Raw genomic sequence first — 17,644 nt, 5'->3', positions numbered from 1 at the left:
ATCGTTTCGCTGTATTTATTCGTTCGTCAGCCCGCCATGTTACTTAAGCGGCGGGGCTTTGACCAGATAAGGGTGTCCGAAAGGCGTTTACTTTAAGTCAATGCCTGGGTAGAGCCGCGAACAATCAGCTCGCAGTCCAGTAACCGTGAGCCGCTGCTAACTGTTTGACCCTGCAGCTGATCCAGCAGAAGCAGCATCGCTTCACGGCCAATCTGATAGCGCGGTTGTGACACGGTGGAGAGCGGCGGATCGCAAAACTCTGAAAGCGAAATGTTATCGAAACCGATAATCGACAGATCTTTCGGCACGCGTAAGCCACGGCGTTTGGCGTGGGACAGCGCCCCCAGCGCCATCACGTCGCTGTGGCAGAACACCGCTGTTGGCGGTTCCGGCAGCGCCAGCAGTTTCTCCAGCGCTTGTCCGCCCGCTTCGAAAGTAAAATCACCGCGCGCAATGTAGTGCGGATCGACAATCGCACCGGTACGGCGCAGCGCCTGAACATAGCCCTGCAGGCGATAGTGGCAGAGCGGCATCTCTTCCGGCCCGGCAATGCAGCCAATCCGCTTATGCCCTAGCTCCTGAAGATAGTTCACCGCGTTGAACGCGGCCGTCAGGTTATCGATATGAACCGTCGGCAGCTCCAGCTCGGGGGCAAACTCGTTGGCCATCACCATCGGTGGTAAATTGCGCTGTTCTTCGATGCTGGCATCAAACGGCAGGCGTGAGCCAAGCAGCAGCATGCCGTCAATCTGCTTGGTAATAATGAGGTCGATAAAGGTTTTTTCCTGCTGGTTCTGATGGGCGCAGTCGCCAATCAGCACCAGATAGCCCTGCTCCGCAGCCGTCACTTCGATGCCGCGAATGATCTCGCTAAAGAAGGGATCGCAGATGTCCGGCACTATCACCAGGATGGTCCGCGATTCATTGCGCTTGACGTTCCGCCCCATGGCCTGAGGGAAGTAACCCACTTCCAGCGCCGCCTGTTCAACCTTGTTACGGGTCGCCTGGGAGACTTTATCCGGGTTCATTAATGCGCGGGACACGGTTGCTGTTGAGACTTGTGCTTTCTCGGCAACGTCTTTCATGGTCGCCGTGGCAACCTCTTTCCTGGACTTCAACGTCTTCTCCTCGCCTGAACACCGAACTGCGGACACCACCATTTTTACAGATAGTTAATGGAATCGGTTACAGAATTTTCATAAAAAGTGTGAGGCGCGTTAAATTTTTCGATCCGTCTTCAGCCTTCGATGGGATCGACGTCCAGTACCCACTTCACTTTTCGCGCTTCCGGCAGGGTGTTGATGAGCGCCAGCGTGCCGCTGACGATGTGCTGCAGGCGAATACGCGAGGGGTGCTGGAGTAAAATTTGCCAGCGAAAACGTCCGCCGCGCTTCGGCGCCAGCGCCGGCACCGGGCCCAGGATCCACAGCTGGTTATCCACCAGCGGGCTGGCCTGCAGGAGATTCCTCAGCTGTTGCAGGAAAAGCGGGGCCTGCTGGTTGTTATGATCTTCCGCGCGGATGATGACGTGGCTGGTCCACGGCGGCAGCTGCATGGTCTGGCGCTCGGCCAACGCCTGCTCGGCGAAGGCGTCATAGCCTTTATGCAGCAGGGTTTGCAGCAGCGGGTGCTCAGGGTGGTGCGTTTGCAGTACCACCTCGCCCTGCTTGCCAGCACGTCCCGCACGCCCTGCCACCTGGGTATAAAGCTGGGCGAAGCGCTCGGCGGAGCGGAAATCGGCCGAGAACAGCGCGCCGTCCACGTCCAGCAGGGCGACCAGCGTCACGTCCGGGAAGTGGTGCCCTTTGGCCAGCATCTGAGTACCAATCAGGATGCGCGCGCCGCCGCGATGCACTTCTGCCAGCTGCTGTTCCAGCGCGCCTTTGCGGCTGGTGGTGTCCCGGTCGATTCGGGAAATAGGCACGTCCGGGAAGAAGGGGCCAAGCGCCTGTTCAAGTTGTTCCGTGCCCAGACCGACCGGCACGATATGCGTTGATCCGCACGACGGGCACTGGCGCGGCACCGGGCGCTGGCTGTCGCAGTGGTGGCAGCGCAGGTGACGCTGGGCCTGATGGAAGGTGTAGTAGTGGTCACAGCGCGGGCATTCTGCAATCCAGCCGCAGTCGTGGCACAGCAGGGCGGGGGCGAATCCGCGACGGTTCAGGAACAGGATCACCTGGTTCCCCGCCTGCAAATGCTGGCGCATGCGGGAAATCAATGCGGGCGCTAACCCTGCCTGCACCTGCTGGCCTTTGAGATCCAGCACGTGCTGAATGGCCGGACGGGCGTTCCCCGCGCGACGCGTCAGGCGCAGCATGTGATATTTACGCTGGCGCACGTTGTGCAGCGTTTCGAGCGCCGGCGTGGCGGAGCCGAGAATAATGGGAATTTGCTCGCTGTGCGCGCGGTAGACCGCCAGATCGCGGGCATGGTAGCGCCAGCCTTCCTGCTGTTTATAGGAGCTGTCGTGCTCTTCATCGATCACGATAACGCCAAGGTTTTTAAACGGCGTAAACAGCGACGAGCGGGTGCCGATCACTATCGCCGCTTCGCCGTTTTTCGCTTTCAGCCAGGCGCTAAGGCGCTCGCTATCGTTAAGCCCCGAGTGCAGCACCTCAACCGGCGCGTTAAAGCGCTCGCGGAATCGGGCGATTGTCTGCGGCGTCAGGCCGATTTCCGGCACCATCACCAGCGCCTGTTTACCCTGCGCGAGCACGTTTTCCAGTACGCTCAGGTAGACTTCCGTTTTGCCGGAGCCCGTCACGCCCGCCAGCAGCCAGGCGGAAAAATGGTCCGAGGCGCTGTGAATGGCGCCTACCGCGGTGGCCTGCTCGGTATTCAGACGCAGGCGATCGCCTGAGACGGAGAAGCCGTCGCGCCAGTCGCGAAGGGCAGGCGCTTCGCTGGCCAGCTCGCTCAGCCCTTTCTTTCTTAATGCCTGTAGCGCGGTTTCGCTGACCTCAAGCTCGTTAACCTGATGCCGCCAGATTTTCCCCTGACGCAGCGCCGCTAGCGCCTGCTGCTGTTTCTGCGAGCGCTTGAGGCTGTTAATGTCCACGGCCTGCCCCTGTTCGGTGGCAAACCAGTACCACATCGGGGCGTGGCTGGCACTCTTGCCCTGGCGCAGCAGAATAGGCAGGGCGTGGAAGAGGACGTCGCCAATCGGATGGTGATAATAATCCGCCGCCCACAGCAGCAGTCGCCAGGTGCTGGTGGAGAAAACCGGCTCGAGGTCCAGCACCTCAACGACCGACTTCAGTTCATTGAGGGGCAATTCGCTTTTATCGCTGACGGAGACGACGATCCCCACGCGCTGCTGTTTGCCAAACGGCACGGTCACGCGACAGCCCGCTTTGGCACTCATGCTGTCGGGCAGCAGGTAGTCAAAGGTGCGGGGAAGCGGAACGGGCAGGGCAACGTGAGCGACGGGCATCGAATCTTCCTGACTTGAAAAGTGGCGCGTTAGTATACACATTAGTAAAAGCGGCGTGCGGATCAGTTTGCATACGTTGGTTAAATTCTGTATGATTCGCCGCCTTTGGTGTACTTTACGCCAAAGAACTTACATTCAACATCGCGTGGTGTCTGGCGTTAGGGCTGGAAGAGCGACGCGGCCTTAACTGAGGTTCTCCCATGAAAAAAGATATTCACCCGAAATACGAAATGATTACTGCAAACTGCTCTTGCGGTAACTCTATCCAGATCCGCTCTACCGTGGGTCACGATCTGAACCTGGACGTGTGCGGCAAATGCCACCCGTTCTACACTGGTAAGCAGCGTGATGTTGCAACCGGTGGCCGTGTTGACCGCTTCAACAAGCGTTTCAGCATCCCGGGCGCTAAATAAGTTTCCCGAAAAAAAGGCACCGCAAGGTGCCTTTTTTGTATCCGCTTCTCAGTATTCCCACGTCTCCGGGTCAATACCCAGTTCACGCATGATCACCTTCGCCTCTTCCGGGATTTCGTCGCTACGCTCTTTGCGCAGATCGTCATCGTTCGGCAACGGTTGGCCGGTAAACGCATGCAGGAACGCTTCGCACAGCAGTTCGCTGTTAGTCGCGTGGCGCAGGTTATTCACCTGACGACGCGTACGTTCATCGGTGAGGATCTTCAACACCTTCAGAGGAATGGAAACCGTAATTTTCTTTACTTGCTCACTCTTCTTACCGTGCTCAGCGTATGGGCTGATATATTCGCCGCTCCATTCAGCCATGAGATACCTTTAATCCTCTCAGTCATTAATCTAAAGGTGCAAACCGGTCACTGCCCGTTTTGAACCGTAATCTTGCGTAGTTTACCGTAGAGACGATACCGTGGCACGGATATTGCCGCTGCAGCGTGCACTAAAGCATATAATTTTAACGGCTATTTGCGCATTGCTCAATCTATACGCAAAGAAGTTTAGATGTCCAGATGTATTGACGTCCATACTTTCAATGTTTACTCTGGTGCCTGACTTTTCACCTCATTCGCCAGGAAGCCCTCACCATGACGCGTAAACAGGCCACTATCGCAGTGCGTAGCGGATTAAATGATGACGAGCAGTACGGCTGCGTTGTCCCGCCCATTCATCTTTCCAGTACCTACAATTTCACCGGATTTAATGAACCCCGCGCGCATGACTATTCGCGTCGTGGCAATCCTACGCGTGATGTGACCCAGCGTGCGCTGGCCGAGCTGGAAGGGGGCGCAGGGGCAGTATTAACCAATACCGGGATGTCCGCCATTCACCTGGTGACGACAGTTTTCCTGAAACCGGGCGATCTGCTGGTTGCGCCGCACGACTGCTACGGCGGGAGCTATCGCCTGTTTGATAGCCTGGCAAAGCGCGGCTGCTACCGCGTGCTGTTTGTCGATCAAAACGACGAACAGGCGCTGAAACAGGCGCTGGCAGAGAAACCAAAGCTGGTTCTGGTGGAAAGTCCAAGCAACCCATTGTTGCGCGTTGTCGACATTGCGAAAATTTGTCAGCTCGCAAGGGATGCGGGAGCGATAAGTGTAGTGGATAATACCTTCCTCAGTCCGGCGCTTCAGAACCCGTTAGCACTGGGTGCGGATCTGGTATTGCATTCATGTACTAAATATCTGAACGGCCATTCTGACGTGGTGGCGGGCGTGGTGATTGCCAAAGATCCCGACGTTGTCACGGAACTGGCATGGTGGGCCAATAACATTGGCGTCACCGCGGGCGCGTTCGACAGCTACCTGCTGTTGCGCGGCATCCGCACGCTGTCGCCGCGCATGGACGTGGCGCAGCGTAATGCCCAGGCGATTGTCGATTTCCTGAAAACCCAGCCGCTGGTGAAGAAGCTTTATCACCCGTCGCTGCCGGAAAACCAGGGGCACGAGATTGCCGCGCGCCAGCAAAAGGGATTTGGCGCGATGTTAAGTTTTGAACTGGACGGTGACGAGCAAACGCTGCGTCGCTTCCTGAGCGGGCTGTCATTGTTTACGCTGGCGGAATCCTTAGGTGGGGTTGAAAGCTTGATCTCCCACGCCGCGACCATGACGCACGCAGGTATGGCACCCGAAGCACGTGCCGCCGCCGGGATTTCCGAGACGCTGCTGCGTATCTCAACCGGCATTGAAGATTCTGAAGATTTAATTGCCGATCTGGAAAATGGCTTCCGGATCGCAGCCAAGGGGTAATCATGAGTGTGATAGCGCAGGCAGGGGCGAAGGGTCGTCAGCTGCACAAGTTTGGTGGTAGTAGTCTTGCTGATGTGAAATGTTACCTGCGCGTCGCAGGGATCATGACCGAATATTCACAGCCGGGTGACATGATGGTTGTCTCAGCGGCGGGCAGCACCACCAACCAGTTGATTAGCTGGCTGAAACTGAGCCAGACCGATCGCCTTTCTGCGCATCAGGTGCAACAGTCCTTACGTCGTTACCAGAGCGAGCTGATTGCCGGCCTGCTGCCTGCGGACGTGGCGGACGGGCTGATCAGCGCTTTCACGCACGATCTTGAGCGTCTTGCTGCCCTGCTGGACAGCGGGATTACCGACGCGGTGTATGCCGAAGTGGTGGGCCACGGTGAAGTGTGGTCCGCGCGTCTGATGGCCGCCGTGCTGCAACATCTGGGCGTGGAAGCGGCCTGGCTCGACGCGCGCGATTTCCTGCGCGCGGAACGCGCCGCGCAGCCGCAGGTGGATGAAGGGTTGTCCTACCCGTTGCTACAGCAGCTGCTGGTGCAGCATCCGGGCAAACGTATTGTCGTCACCGGCTTTATCAGCCGCAGCAACGCGGGCGAAACCGTGCTGCTGGGCCGTAACGGCTCGGACTACTCGGCAACGCAGATTGGTGCCCTGGCGGGCGTGTCCCGCGTCACCATCTGGAGCGACGTGGCCGGTGTTTACAGCGCGGACCCGCGTAAGGTGAAAGATGCCTGTCTGCTGCCGCTGCTGCGTCTCGACGAAGCCAGCGAGCTGGCACGGCTGGCTGCGCCGGTACTGCACGCGCGCACGCTGCAGCCGGTTTCCGGCAGCGATATCGACCTGCAGCTGCGCTGTAGCTATACGCCGGACCAGGGTTCCACGCGCATTGAGCGCGTGCTGGCGTCCGGCACGGGCGCGCGTATTGTCACCAGCCACGACGACATCTGCCTGATTGAGTTCCAGGTCCCTGCCGGTCAGGATTTCAAACTGGCACATAAAGATATCGACACGATCCTGAAACGCGCCCAGGTGCGTCCGCTGGCCGTTGGCGTTCACAATGACCGTCAGCTGCTGCAGTTCTGCTATACCGCCGAAGTGGCGGACAGCGCGCTGAAAATTCTGGATGAAGCGGGCCTGCCGGGCGAGCTTCGCCTGCGTCAGGGGTTGGCGCTGGTGGCGATGGTGGGCGCGGGCGTCACCCGTAACCCGCTGCACTGCCACCGCTTCTGGCAGCAGCTGAAAGGCCAGCCGGTGGAGTTCACCTGGCAGTCGGAAGAGGGCATCAGCCTGGTCGCGGTCCTGCGGAAAGGGCCAACCGAGAGCCTGATTCAGGGCCTGCACACCTCCCTGTTCCGCGCGGAAAAACGCATTGGGCTGGTACTGTTTGGGAAAGGCAACATCGGCTCCCGCTGGCTGGAGCTGTTTGCCCGCGAGCAGGTCACGCTCTCGGCGCGTACCGGATTTGAATTTATTCTTGCGGGCGTGGTGGACAGCCGCCGCAGCCTGCTGAACTACGAAGGGCTGGACGCAAGCCGCGCGCTTGCCTTCTTTAACGATGAAGCCGTAGAGCAGGATGAAGAAGCGCTGTTCCTGTGGATGCGCGCGCACCCGTATGACGATCTGGTGGTGCTGGACGTTACCGCCAGCGAACAGCTTGCCGATCAGTATCTGGATTTCGCCAGCCACGGTTTCCACGTCATCAGCGCCAATAAGCTGGCGGGGGCAAGCAGCACCGATAAATACCGCCAGATCCACGACGCGTTCGAAAAAACGGGCCGCCACTGGCTCTATAACGCCACCGTTGGCGCGGGCCTGCCGGTTAACCACACCGTGCGCGACCTGATTGAAAGCGGCGACAGCATTCTGGCGCTGAGCGGGATCTTCTCCGGCACGCTCTCCTGGCTATTCCTGCAGTTTGACGGCACCGTACCATTCACCGACCTGGTGGATCAGGCGTGGCAGCAGGGCTTAACCGAGCCCGATCCGCGCGTTGATCTCTCCGGTAAAGACGTGATGCGCAAGCTGGTGATCCTGGCGCGCGAAGCCGGTTATGACATCGAGCCGGATTCTGTACGCGTCGAGTCGCTGGTCCCTGCGGGCTGCGAGGAAGGGTCCGTTGACCATTTCTTCGAGAACGGTGACGAGCTGAATGACCAGATGGTGCAGCGTCTGGAAGCGGCAAATGAGATGGGGCTGGTGTTGCGCTACGTGGCGCGTTTCGAGGCGAACGGTAAGGCGCGCGTGGGTGTCGAAGCGGTGCGTCCTGACCATCCGCTGGCGGCGCTGCTGCCGTGCGATAACGTCTTCGCCATTGAAAGCCGCTGGTACCGCGATAACCCGCTGGTGATCCGCGGTCCGGGCGCGGGGCGCGACGTCACCGCCGGGGCGATCCAGTCCGACATCAACCGTCTGGCTAAGCTGCTGTAACCCCTCACCCTAACCCTCTCCCCAAAGGGGAGAGGGGACTGCTCGGTGCGGTCTTTTCCCCCTCATCATGAATTTCTCTCATCTTCCCTGAGCAAACCTCACCGTTATTGTTGATTATTTATGTTGACGTCCCTTCGCTTTTCCGTCATTTTTACATCTGGACGTCTAAACGTATAGAAGTTCACAACACAACAGACAACGACACGCGAAAGATAGAGGTAAGGTATGAGCTTTTTTCACGCCAACCAGCGGGAAGCACTGAATCAGAGCCTGGCCGAAGTAAACGGCCAGATTAACGTCTCTTTTGAATTTTTCCCGCCGCGCACCAGTGAAATGGAGCAAACCCTGTGGAGCTCTATCGATCGCCTGAGCAGCCTGAAGCCAAAGTTTGTCTCCGTGACATACGGTGCGAACTCCGGCGAGCGTGACCGTACGCACAGCATCATTAAAGGCATTAAGGACAGAACCGGTCTGGAAGCGGCACCGCACCTGACCTGTATCGACGCCACTCGCGATGAACTGCGCGCCATTGCCCAGGACTACTGGAACAACGGTATTCGCCATATCGTTGCCCTGCGCGGCGATCTCCCTCCCGGCAGCGGCAAGCCAGAGATGTATGCGGCCGACCTGGTCGGGCTGCTGAAAGAGGTGGCCGACTTCGATATCTCCGTAGCCGCCTACCCTGAAGTTCATCCGGAAGCGAAAAGCGCCCAGGCGGATCTGCTTAACCTGAAGCGTAAGGTGGAGGCTGGTGCCAACCGCGCCATCACCCAGTTCTTCTTTGACGTGGAAAGCTATCTGCGCTTCCGCGACCGCTGCGTCTCGGCTGGTATCGACGTCGAAATCATCCCTGGCATTTTGCCTGTCTCGAACTTCAAACAGGCGAAGAAATTCGCCGATATGACCAACGTGCGCATTCCGCTGTGGATGTCCAAAATGTACGAAGGGCTGGACGATGACCCGGAAACCCGCAAGCTGGTGGGGGCCAACATCGCGATGGACATGGTGAAGATTTTAAGCCGCGAAGGGGTGAAAGATTTCCACTTCTACACGCTGAACCGTGCGGAGATGAGCTACGCCATTTGTCACACGCTCGGCGTTCGCCCGGCGTAATCAGCAAAAAGCCCTCATAAAATTGAGGGCTTTTTAGTCAGGTAGAAAGTTAAAAGGTATTAACTATCGAATCTGTGGATTAATTCAACTATATCTTATTGCTAGTGGTGTATATCGTAACGGTAACACTGTAAAGGGAGCATAGCGATGAGCACGTCAGACGAGACCAATAACGCGGCATCCGCCGGCAAATGTCCGTTCCATCAGGGCGGCGTCGATCACAGCGCGGGCGCAGGTACCGGCAGTAAAGAGTGGTGGCCTAAACAACTCCGCATCGATCTTCTAAATCAACATTCCAACCGTTCTAACCCTCTGGGTGAAGACTTTGACTACCGCAAAGAATTCAGCAAGCTCGACTATTCCGCCCTCAAGGGCGATCTCAAAGCCCTGTTAACCGACTCTCAACCCTGGTGGCCTGCCGACTGGGGCAGCTATGCTGGCCTGTTTATTCGCATGGCCTGGCACGGTGCCGGTACCTATCGCTCCGTTGACGGACGCGGCGGTGCCGGACGCGGTCAGCAGCGCTTTGCGCCACTGAACTCCTGGCCTGATAACGTCAGCCTGGATAAAGCGCGCCGCCTGCTGTGGCCAATCAAGCAAAAATACGGACAAAAAATCTCCTGGGCCGACCTGTTTATCCTCGCGGGTAACGTGGCGCTGGAGAACTCCGGCTTCCGCACCTTTGGTTTTGGCGCCGGTCGTGAAGACGTCTGGGAACCGGATCTGGACGTGAACTGGGGCGATGAAAAAGCCTGGCTGACCCACCGTGACCCGGAAGCGCTGGCGAAGCGTCCTCTGGGTGCCACTGAAATGGGCCTGATTTACGTGAACCCGGAAGGGCCAAACGCCAGCGGTGAACCGCTGTCGGCGGCTGCGGCAATTCGCGCAACCTTCGGCAACATGGGGATGAACGACGAAGAGACCGTCGCGCTGATTGCAGGCGGCCATACGCTCGGTAAAACCCACGGCGCGGGTGAAGCCACGCACGTTGGTACCGACCCGGAAGCCTCGCCGATTGAAGCGCAGGGCTTAGGCTGGGCAAGCACGCACGGCACCGGTATTGGCGCTGATGCTATCACCTCCGGGCTGGAAGTCATCTGGTCACAAACTCCGACCCAGTGGAGCAACTACTTCTTCGAGAACCTGTTCAAATACGAATGGGTGCAGACCCGTAGCCCGGCAGGCGCGATTCAGTTTGAAGCCGTGGATGCGCCGGAAATCATGCCCGATCCGTTCGACCCGTCGAAGAAACGCAAACCTACCATGCTGGTCACCGACCTGACGCTGCGTTTTGACCCGGAATTCGAGAAAATTTCCCGTCGCTTCCTGAACGATCCGCAGGCCTTTAACGAAGCCTTCGCGCGTGCGTGGTTCAAACTGACCCACCGCGATATGGGGCCAAAAGCACGGTACATCGGTCCGGAAGTGCCGAAAGAAGATCTGATTTGGCAGGATCCGCTGCCGCAGGCGGTGTTCAATCCGTCGAAAGAGGACATTGAAAGCCTGAAGGCGGAAATTGCGGCCTCCGGCCTCTCCGTGAGCGAACTGGTTTCCGTTGCCTGGGCGTCTGCATCGACCTTCCGCGGCGGCGACAAGCGCGGCGGTGCCAACGGCGCGCGTCTGGCGCTGGCTCCTCAGCGCGACTGGGATGTGAACGCCGCGGCGGTTCGCGCGTTGCCGGCTCTGGAAGCTATCCAGCGCACCACCAATAAAGCCTCGCTGGCCGATATTATCGTGCTGGCGGGCGTCGTGGGCGTTGAGCAGGCGGCGAAAGCGGCGGGCGTTTATGTCAACGTACCGTTCACCCCGGGCCGCGTGGATGCGCGTCAGGACCAGACGGATATCGAGATGTTCAACCTGCTCGAGCCGGTTGCCGACGGTTTCCGCAACTACCGTGCGCAGGTGGATGTGTCCACGACGGAGTCACTGCTAATTGATAAGGCCCAGCAGCTGACCCTGACCGCGCCTGAACTGACGGTGCTGATCGGCGGCCTGCGCGTGCTGGGTACAAACTTCGATGGCAGCAAGAATGGCGTATTCACCAACCGCGAAGGCGTGCTGAGCAACGATTTCTTCGTGAACCTGCTGGACATGAACACTCAGTGGAAGGCGACCGACGAATCTAATGAACTGTTTGCCGGAAGCGATCGCGCCAGCGGTGAAGTGAAATATACCGCGACCCGCGCCGACCTGGTCTTTGGCTCGAACGCTGTCCTGCGCGCGCTGGCAGAGGTTTACGCCAGCAGCGATGCGCACGAGAAGTTCGTCCGTGACTTCGTTGCCGCTTGGGCGAAGGTAATGGATTTGGATCGCTTTGATCTGCGATAAATAAATATCCCCGCCACGGCGGGGATATTTTTGCCAATAATACAGGCCGGGTAAGGCGCAGCCGCCGCCCGGCTTTTTATTACTCCCACTCCCGCAGGAACCGCTGTCCATACTGGTCAGCCACCAGCAGCGCCGCGTAAACCTGATCCGGCGTCACGCCGCCCGGCATGTTGTGAATGGTCTCCCCTTCGGCACAGGACGCTTCCGCGATCAGACGCATTTTGGCCGGAATATCCTCTTTGATATTCAGCTGTGCCAGCGTGATCGGCAACCCCACGCTGTGGCAAAGCGCGGCGACGGTCTCTATTTCTTCAACCGGGGCGTTCTCCAGCACCAACTGCGTCAGCGTGCCAAACGCCACTTTTTCACCGTGATAGAAGTGATGCGCATCCGGCACTGCCGTCATGCCGTTGTGAATGGCGTGTGCTGCCGCCAGCCCGCCGCTTTCAAAGCCCACGCCGCTGAGATAGGTGTTGGCTTCGATAATGCGTTCCAGCGCTGGCGTTACCACGTGCTGTTCCGCAGCCAGCATTGCTTTCTCACCCTCTTCAACCAGCGTGTTGTAGCACAGCTCAGCCAGCGCTAACGCCGCCTGGGTGCACTTGCCGCCCGCCATGGTGGTTGCGCCGCTGCGCGAGCAGGCGCGCGCTTCAAACCAGGTCGCAAGCGCATCGCCTATCCCGGCGGCCAGCAGGCGCGCAGGCGCACCCGCCACCACTTTGGTGTCGACAATGACCATATTCGGGTTGTGCGGCAGCATCAGGTAGCGATCGAACTCGCCGCTGTCGGTGTAAATGACGGAAAGGGCGCTGCACGGCGCATCGGTAGAGGCAATGGTCGGCGCAATGGCCACCGGCACGTCCATGAAATGCGCCAGCGCTTTGGCGGTATCCAGCGTTTTACCGCCGCCGATGCCCAGCACCGCGAGACAGTCGGCGCTGTCTGCCAGCTTTTTCAGGCGATCGATTTCATTTTGCGAACATTCGCCGCCAAACGGCGCGATTTCAGCGTGCAGTTCGGCTTTTTTGAAACTCTGACGCAGGGTCTCTTCAGCAAAACCCAGCACAAATTTATCGCCGACCACCAGCCAGCGATTGGCCAGGGGTTTCAGATAGTCACCGAGGCGAGTAAGCACGTCAGCGCCCTGAATATATTTCCCCGGCGATTGAATAATACGGTCCATAACGTTTCTCCCTTAGAGGTTGAGGTTATCAAACGCGTTTTTCCAGTCCTGCTCGAACTTCTCTATGGCTGACTCTACCGCCGGGGTGCCGAGCATTTGTTGCGCTACATCTAAGGGAAGCGTGATTGCCTCGCACCCGGCAAGCAGGCAGTCCAGCGCCTGACGCGGCGTTTTAAAGCTGGCAGCCAGCACCCTGCTTTCCGGCGCGTGCATTTCCATCAGGGATTGCAGCTCCTGGACCATGCGAATACCGTCGCCGCCCTGTGCGTCGACGCGGTTTACATAGGGGGCCACATATTTCGCCCCAGCCAGCGCAGCGAGCAAACCCTGTGCGGCGCTATAAACGGCAGTGCCCAGCGTGGTAATACCCTCTTTTTGCAGCGCCTTAATCGCGGTAAGGCCCTCAGCCGTGACAGGGATTTTCACCACGATGTCCGGGATGGCGTTACTCAGGCGTTTGGCCTCCGCCACCATGCCTTCGGCGTCGCGGCTCATGGTTTGAGCAAACAGCGTGCCTTCCGGTCCAATGGCTTTTTGCAGACGCGGCAGCACGTCCCAGATGGATTCGCAGCTGGCGGCAATGATGCTCGGATTTGTGGTGACGCCCGCTATGGGAAAAATGCGCGCCAGGCGTTCTACTTCCGCCACGTTGGCGGTATCCAGGTACAGTTCCATTACTCTTCCTCGTTTCAGAGTTCTAATTCGTGTTGCAGCAGGGAGGCGATAGCCTCTTCTGAGCTGGCGTTGACCAGCGCGCTGCGGAAATCGTCATGCATGATGCGGCGGGCCAGGCGGGAGAAAATACGCATATGCTGATCGCCCGCGGCGTGCTTGTTCAGCGTCAGCATGATGATGAATTGTGCTTCTTCATCTCCCCACATGACGGGGGATTTCAGGCGCGCAACGCTGATGGTGGATTGCTCAATGTGCTCCGATTTGCTGTGTGGAATGGCGAAACCAAAACCCAGCCCGGTGGAGAAGACCGCCTCGCGTGCCCACAGATCGGCTTCCAACTTGCGCGGATAGCGGCAACGCCCGGCGAGCAGCAAGTTATCGGTCATCCCTTTCATGACCTCTTCTTTGCTATTCCAGTCGTTATCCAGAGAGATGCAGCGTGGCGTCACCAGCGGCGTATCCTGCTGATTCATGCGGAACTGGGCGAGCAGATGCTCCACTTCGAGCGATGTGCGACACGCCATTGCCTGGTTCAGTAGCTGGCGACAGGCGCGGCTATCAAGCTGAGCCAGGCGTGCTTTGGTAGCGAGAATAGCAGGTGAGCCCATGCTGAGCTCGTCCAGACCAAGACCTACCAGTAGCGGCAGCACTGACCCTTTCGCACCCAGTTCACCGCAGAGGCCAATCCATTTCCCCTGGCGATGCACTGCCTGCACCGCGTAATCCAGCGCGCGCAGGAAGGCCGGATTCAGGCTGTTGTAGTGGCGCGTGACTTTGGCGTTGTCGCGGTCGACGGCCAGCAGATACTGCGTCAGGTCATTGCTGCCAATGCTAAAGAAATCAATCTCTTCGCAGCACTGATCGATGATGAACATCACCGAAGGCACTTCCAGCATAATGCCGAACGGGATTTTCTCATCAAACGGAATATGTTCATTGCGAAGCTGTTGTTTCGCTTCGGCAAGTTTCTCTTTGACCCACAGGATCTCTTCCATCGAGGAGATCATCGGGATCATGATCTTCAGATTGCCGTGAGCAGAGGCGCGCAGGATCGCTCGAAGCTGGGTGGTGAAAAGGGTTGCATACTCTTCATATATGCGCACGGCGCGGTAACCGAGGAACGGATTGTTCTCTGCCGGAATATTCAGATACTCCACCGGCTTATCACCGCCAATATCCATGGTACGTACAATAATGCTCCGCCCGTTTGCGCTCTCCAGCGCCTGACAGAAGATGTTGTATAGCTCGTTTTCGCCGGGCGCGCTGGTGCGATCCATATAAAGCATTTCAGTGCGGAACAGGCCCACGCCCTCGGCGCCGTTGCCAAATGCCCCCTGGGCTTCCACCGCGTGGGCGATGTTCGCGGCAATCTCTATGCGCAGACCGTCGGCCGTTCTGGCTTCACGATCGAGCCAGATGCGCTGCTGCTCGCGTATCGCCTGTTGTACCCGCGCTTCTTGTTGGTAGTAGCGCGCTACCGCATCGCTGGCATTGACTACGACCGCACCGGCATTGCCATCCACAAAGACAGACTGATTGCGCCAGTGCAGCAGGCTTTCACCGTCGACGCCCACCAGCGTCGGGATATTAAAGGAGCGCGCGAGGATCACGGTGTGCGAGGTGGTTCCGCCGCTTTTTAACAGCAACCCTTTGAGCATGGTTTTATCCAGTTCCAGGAACTGGCCGGGAGTGAGGTCGTCAGCAAGGCAGACGGTCGGTTGCGTCAGCTGCCCCGGAGACGGGAAACAAGCTTCACCGTAGATATGCTGTAAAAGCTGATAGCAGACGTCGCGCACGTCCAGTACGCGTTCCTGCAGATAGCTGCTGCTGGAACGAGAGAACGTCTCGCAGAAATGGTTGGCCGTGGCGATGATGGCCTGAGCGCAGCTTAAGCCCCGGTTGACCCCTGACAGGAGATGCTGGCGCAGCGAGGTATCCGTAGCCAGCGAGCGGTGGGCTTCAAGAATGGCGCTGGCGGTGCTGTCGCCTTCCAGCGCGTGCAGCTCAATGTGTTTGACCAGCAGCGTCAGACCGGTATCCAGCGCCGCTTGCTCAGCTTCCACGTTTTGTGCTTCGGGTAAATCGGTCAGGGCGTTGAGATCCAGCGAGGTCAGTACCGTCAGGATGCCCTGCCCACTGCCGCTGCATACCGGAGTGGCGCGAAAAAGCGTCGGGTTCAGGCGTGTCAGTGATTCTGGTAAGGGCTCCAGTTCCGTGCTGATAACTCCTTCAAGCGGTGCGTCACAGTGCGGAAACTCCTCTCTCAGCCACTGCTCCAGCCGCTGATGGGCATGTTGCTCATCTTCACCGCAGATTGCCAGACGGCAGGGATCGCCTGCCAGCGTATCGGTACCAATCAATGCCAGCGCGCTTTTGGCATCGCCTTTACGGTCCGTACGCAGGTTATGCCACTCGATTTGCGAGACAAACGTATTGCACAGCGTTTCCACATGACTTGCCGGACGCGCGTGAACACCGTTGGGCAATTCACAGGTAAATTCCACTACCAGAGCCATACACACTCCTGAAACCAATCATCAATGATGCGAAAGAGCATACGAGCGTGAGGATGAGGCACGCCATGTGACAAAACTGCCAAAAGCTGGACAAATGTAATGTGACGCTAAAAATGAGATTTCACTCACAGGTTCTGACGTTTTGCGTAATGCATCGCCGGTGTGAAATGTCGAGGCGGATCGCATTTTTATTTCGATATTACAAAAATCCAGTAAATGGCCTTTTTGTCTACTGTCCGCCGTCTTTCTGATTGCCTATTGTTTGCCACAACATCTTTATGGTTTTAGGCCTGGAGCGACATATGAAAGCGTTGGTGCACATTCTCAAGAACACGCGGCAGCATCTGATGACCGGGGTGTCGCATATGATCCCGTTCGTGGTCTCGGGCGGCATTCTGCTGGCGGTTTCAGTAATGCTATACGGCAAGGGCGCGGTACCGGATGCCGCAACCGATCCCAATCTGAAAAAGCTCTTTGATATTGGTGTGGCGGGTTTAACGCTGATGGTGCCTTTCCTGGCCGCTTACATTGGCTACTCGATTGCAGAACGCGCCGCGCTGGCTCCCTGTGCCATTGCCGCCTGGGTGGGCAACAGCTTTGGCGCGGGGTTCTTCGGCGCGATTATCGCTGGGATTTTCGGTGGAATTATCGTCTGGTACCTGAAAAAACTGCCGGTCCCGAAAGTGCTGCGTTCCGTCATGCCCATCTTCATCATCCCGATTATCGGCACCTTTATTACCGCGGGCATCATGATGTGGGGTCTTGGCGAGCCTGTAGGCGCGCTGACCACCAGCCTCACTCAGTGGCTGCAAGGCATGCAGCAGGGCAGCATCGTGGTACTTGCCATCATTCTCGGCCTTATGCTGGCGTTCGATATGGGCGGCCCGGTTAACAAAGTGGCGTATGCCTTCATGCTGATTTGCGTTGCGCAGGGCATCTATACCGTCGTTGCGATTGCCGCCGTGGCTATTTGCATACCGCCGCTGGGGTTAGGCCTGGCAACGTTAGTCGGCCGCAAGAATTTTTCCGATGAAGAACGTGAAGCGGGGAAAGCGGCGCTGGTGATGGGCTGTGTTGGCGTCACCGAAGGGGCAATTCCGTTTGCCGCTGCTGACCCTCTGCGCGTGATTCCTTCCATCATGCTGGGTTCCGCGTGTGGTGCGGTCACGGCTGCCGTGATGGGCGCGCAATGCTATGCCGGTTGGGGTGGGTTGATTGTGCTTCCCGTGGTGGACGGCAAGCTCGGCTATATCGCGGCAGTTGCTGTGGGTGCAGTGGTAACGGCAATCAGCGTCAACGTGCTGAAGCGTATTGCCCGTAAGAATACAAAACAGGTCGAGGAAAAAGAGGATGACCTGGATCTGGATTTCGAAATTAACTGAGTGAGGAAGAGAACATGGCCCGAATTATCGCAGTAACAGCATGTCCGTCTGGCGTTGCCCATACCTATATGGCTGCTGAAGCGCTGGAAAGCGCCGCAAAAGCGAAAGGCTGGGAAGTGAAAGTAGAAACACAGGGATCGATCGGTCTTGAGAATGAGCTGACGGCAGAAGACGTTGCCGCCGCGGATGTGGTGATCCTGACCAAGGATATTGGCATTAAATTCGAAGAGCGTTTTGCCGGAAAAACCACCGTACGCGTCAATATCGGCGATGCGGTAAAACGTGCCGACGCCATCATGAACAAAATTGATGCCCACCTGGCACAAACCGCCTGATGCTCTCCCGCCCTTCGGGGCGGGCTCGT

The 17,644-nt window shown here is 58.0% G+C and carries 13 protein-coding genes; 7 read left to right on the top strand and 6 right to left on the bottom strand.

Going from position 1 to position 17,644, the window contains the following annotated elements:
* Window positions 1-92: 92 nt before the first annotated feature.
* Both cytR and priA read right to left on the bottom strand, forming a co-directional pair.
* The gene (gene cytR, locus AC4ICF_RS22745; protein ID WP_080330329.1) at window positions 93-1,118 is read right to left on the bottom strand and encodes a DNA-binding transcriptional regulator CytR; all 1,026 of its coding nucleotides are present in this window, start codon (window positions 1,116-1,118) and stop codon (window positions 93-95) included.
* Window positions 1,119-1,237: 119 nt separating this feature from the next.
* Complete coding sequence (gene priA, locus AC4ICF_RS22740) at window positions 1,238-3,433, bottom strand: primosomal protein N' (RefSeq protein WP_316380720.1); 2,196 nt, start codon at window positions 3,431-3,433, stop codon at window positions 1,238-1,240.
* A gap of 200 nt (window positions 3,434-3,633) precedes the next feature.
* Between priA and rpmE the strand changes: the two genes are divergently transcribed.
* Entirely contained in the window at window positions 3,634-3,846 is a 213-nt protein-coding gene (rpmE, locus tag AC4ICF_RS22735) for a 50S ribosomal protein L31 (protein ID WP_003862040.1), read from the top strand.
* A 48-nt stretch (window positions 3,847-3,894) separates the two neighbouring features.
* Here the strand turns inward: rpmE and metJ are convergent, their stop codons facing one another.
* Window positions 3,895-4,212, bottom strand: coding sequence for a met regulon transcriptional regulator MetJ (gene metJ / locus AC4ICF_RS22730; RefSeq protein ID WP_003862042.1), 318 nt, complete (start codon window positions 4,210-4,212; stop codon window positions 3,895-3,897).
* Window positions 4,213-4,487: 275 nt separating this feature from the next.
* Between metJ and metB the strand changes: the two genes are divergently transcribed.
* From metB to katG, 4 genes are all read left to right on the top strand, one after another.
* On the top strand, window positions 4,488-5,648 hold the full coding sequence (metB, locus tag AC4ICF_RS22725) for a cystathionine gamma-synthase (protein ID WP_045909121.1): 1,161 nt from the start codon (window positions 4,488-4,490) through the stop codon (window positions 5,646-5,648).
* A gap of 2 nt (window positions 5,649-5,650) precedes the next feature.
* On the top strand, window positions 5,651-8,083 hold the full coding sequence (locus tag AC4ICF_RS22720; RefSeq protein WP_116343780.1) for a bifunctional aspartate kinase/homoserine dehydrogenase II: 2,433 nt from the start codon (window positions 5,651-5,653) through the stop codon (window positions 8,081-8,083).
* A 225-nt stretch (window positions 8,084-8,308) separates the two neighbouring features.
* Window positions 8,309-9,196 carry a methylenetetrahydrofolate reductase gene (metF, locus tag AC4ICF_RS22715; protein ID WP_008501796.1) on the top strand — a complete coding sequence of 296 codons (888 nt, stop codon included), beginning with the start codon at window positions 8,309-8,311 and terminating at the stop codon, window positions 9,194-9,196.
* A gap of 147 nt (window positions 9,197-9,343) precedes the next feature.
* Window positions 9,344-11,524, top strand: coding sequence for a catalase/peroxidase HPI (gene katG / locus AC4ICF_RS22710; RefSeq protein WP_116344049.1), 2,181 nt, complete (start codon window positions 9,344-9,346; stop codon window positions 11,522-11,524).
* Window positions 11,525-11,603: 79 nt separating this feature from the next.
* On the opposite strand, the gene gldA is transcribed toward katG, so the two are convergent.
* Genes gldA through ptsP form a run of 3 tightly spaced genes read right to left on the bottom strand, consistent with a single transcriptional unit; the run spans window position 11,604 to window position 15,898 of the window.
* Window positions 11,604-12,707, bottom strand: a complete 1,104-nt coding sequence (gldA, locus tag AC4ICF_RS22705; protein ID WP_166712621.1) for a bifunctional L-1,2-propanediol dehydrogenase/glycerol dehydrogenase — start codon at window positions 12,705-12,707, stop codon at window positions 11,604-11,606.
* A 12-nt stretch (window positions 12,708-12,719) separates the two neighbouring features.
* Window positions 12,720-13,382 (bottom strand): fructose-6-phosphate aldolase, encoded by a 663-nt coding sequence (fsa, locus tag AC4ICF_RS22700; protein ID WP_316380721.1) that lies wholly within the window; start codon window positions 13,380-13,382, stop codon window positions 12,720-12,722.
* A 14-nt stretch (window positions 13,383-13,396) separates the two neighbouring features.
* Window positions 13,397-15,898 carry a phosphoenolpyruvate--protein phosphotransferase gene (gene ptsP / locus AC4ICF_RS22695; protein ID WP_316380722.1) on the bottom strand — a complete coding sequence of 834 codons (2,502 nt, stop codon included), beginning with the start codon at window positions 15,896-15,898 and terminating at the stop codon, window positions 13,397-13,399.
* Between the two features lie 302 nt (window positions 15,899-16,200).
* Between ptsP and AC4ICF_RS22690 the strand changes: the two genes are divergently transcribed.
* The gene (locus AC4ICF_RS22690) at window positions 16,201-17,280 is read left to right on the top strand and encodes a PTS fructose transporter subunit EIIC (RefSeq protein WP_316380723.1); all 1,080 of its coding nucleotides are present in this window, start codon (window positions 16,201-16,203) and stop codon (window positions 17,278-17,280) included.
* 14 nt (window positions 17,281-17,294) lie between these two features.
* Window positions 17,295-17,615, top strand: a complete 321-nt coding sequence (locus tag AC4ICF_RS22685) for a PTS fructose-like transporter subunit IIB (RefSeq protein WP_316380724.1) — start codon at window positions 17,295-17,297, stop codon at window positions 17,613-17,615.
* The last annotated feature ends 29 nt before the right edge of the window (window positions 17,616-17,644 follow it).

The sequence above is a fragment of the Enterobacter sp. ECC_219_Taxon_10 genome (assembly GCF_058354905.1).
Note: the sequence above shows the minus strand (reverse complement) of the source record. Positions and strands in the feature narration are given on the sequence as shown.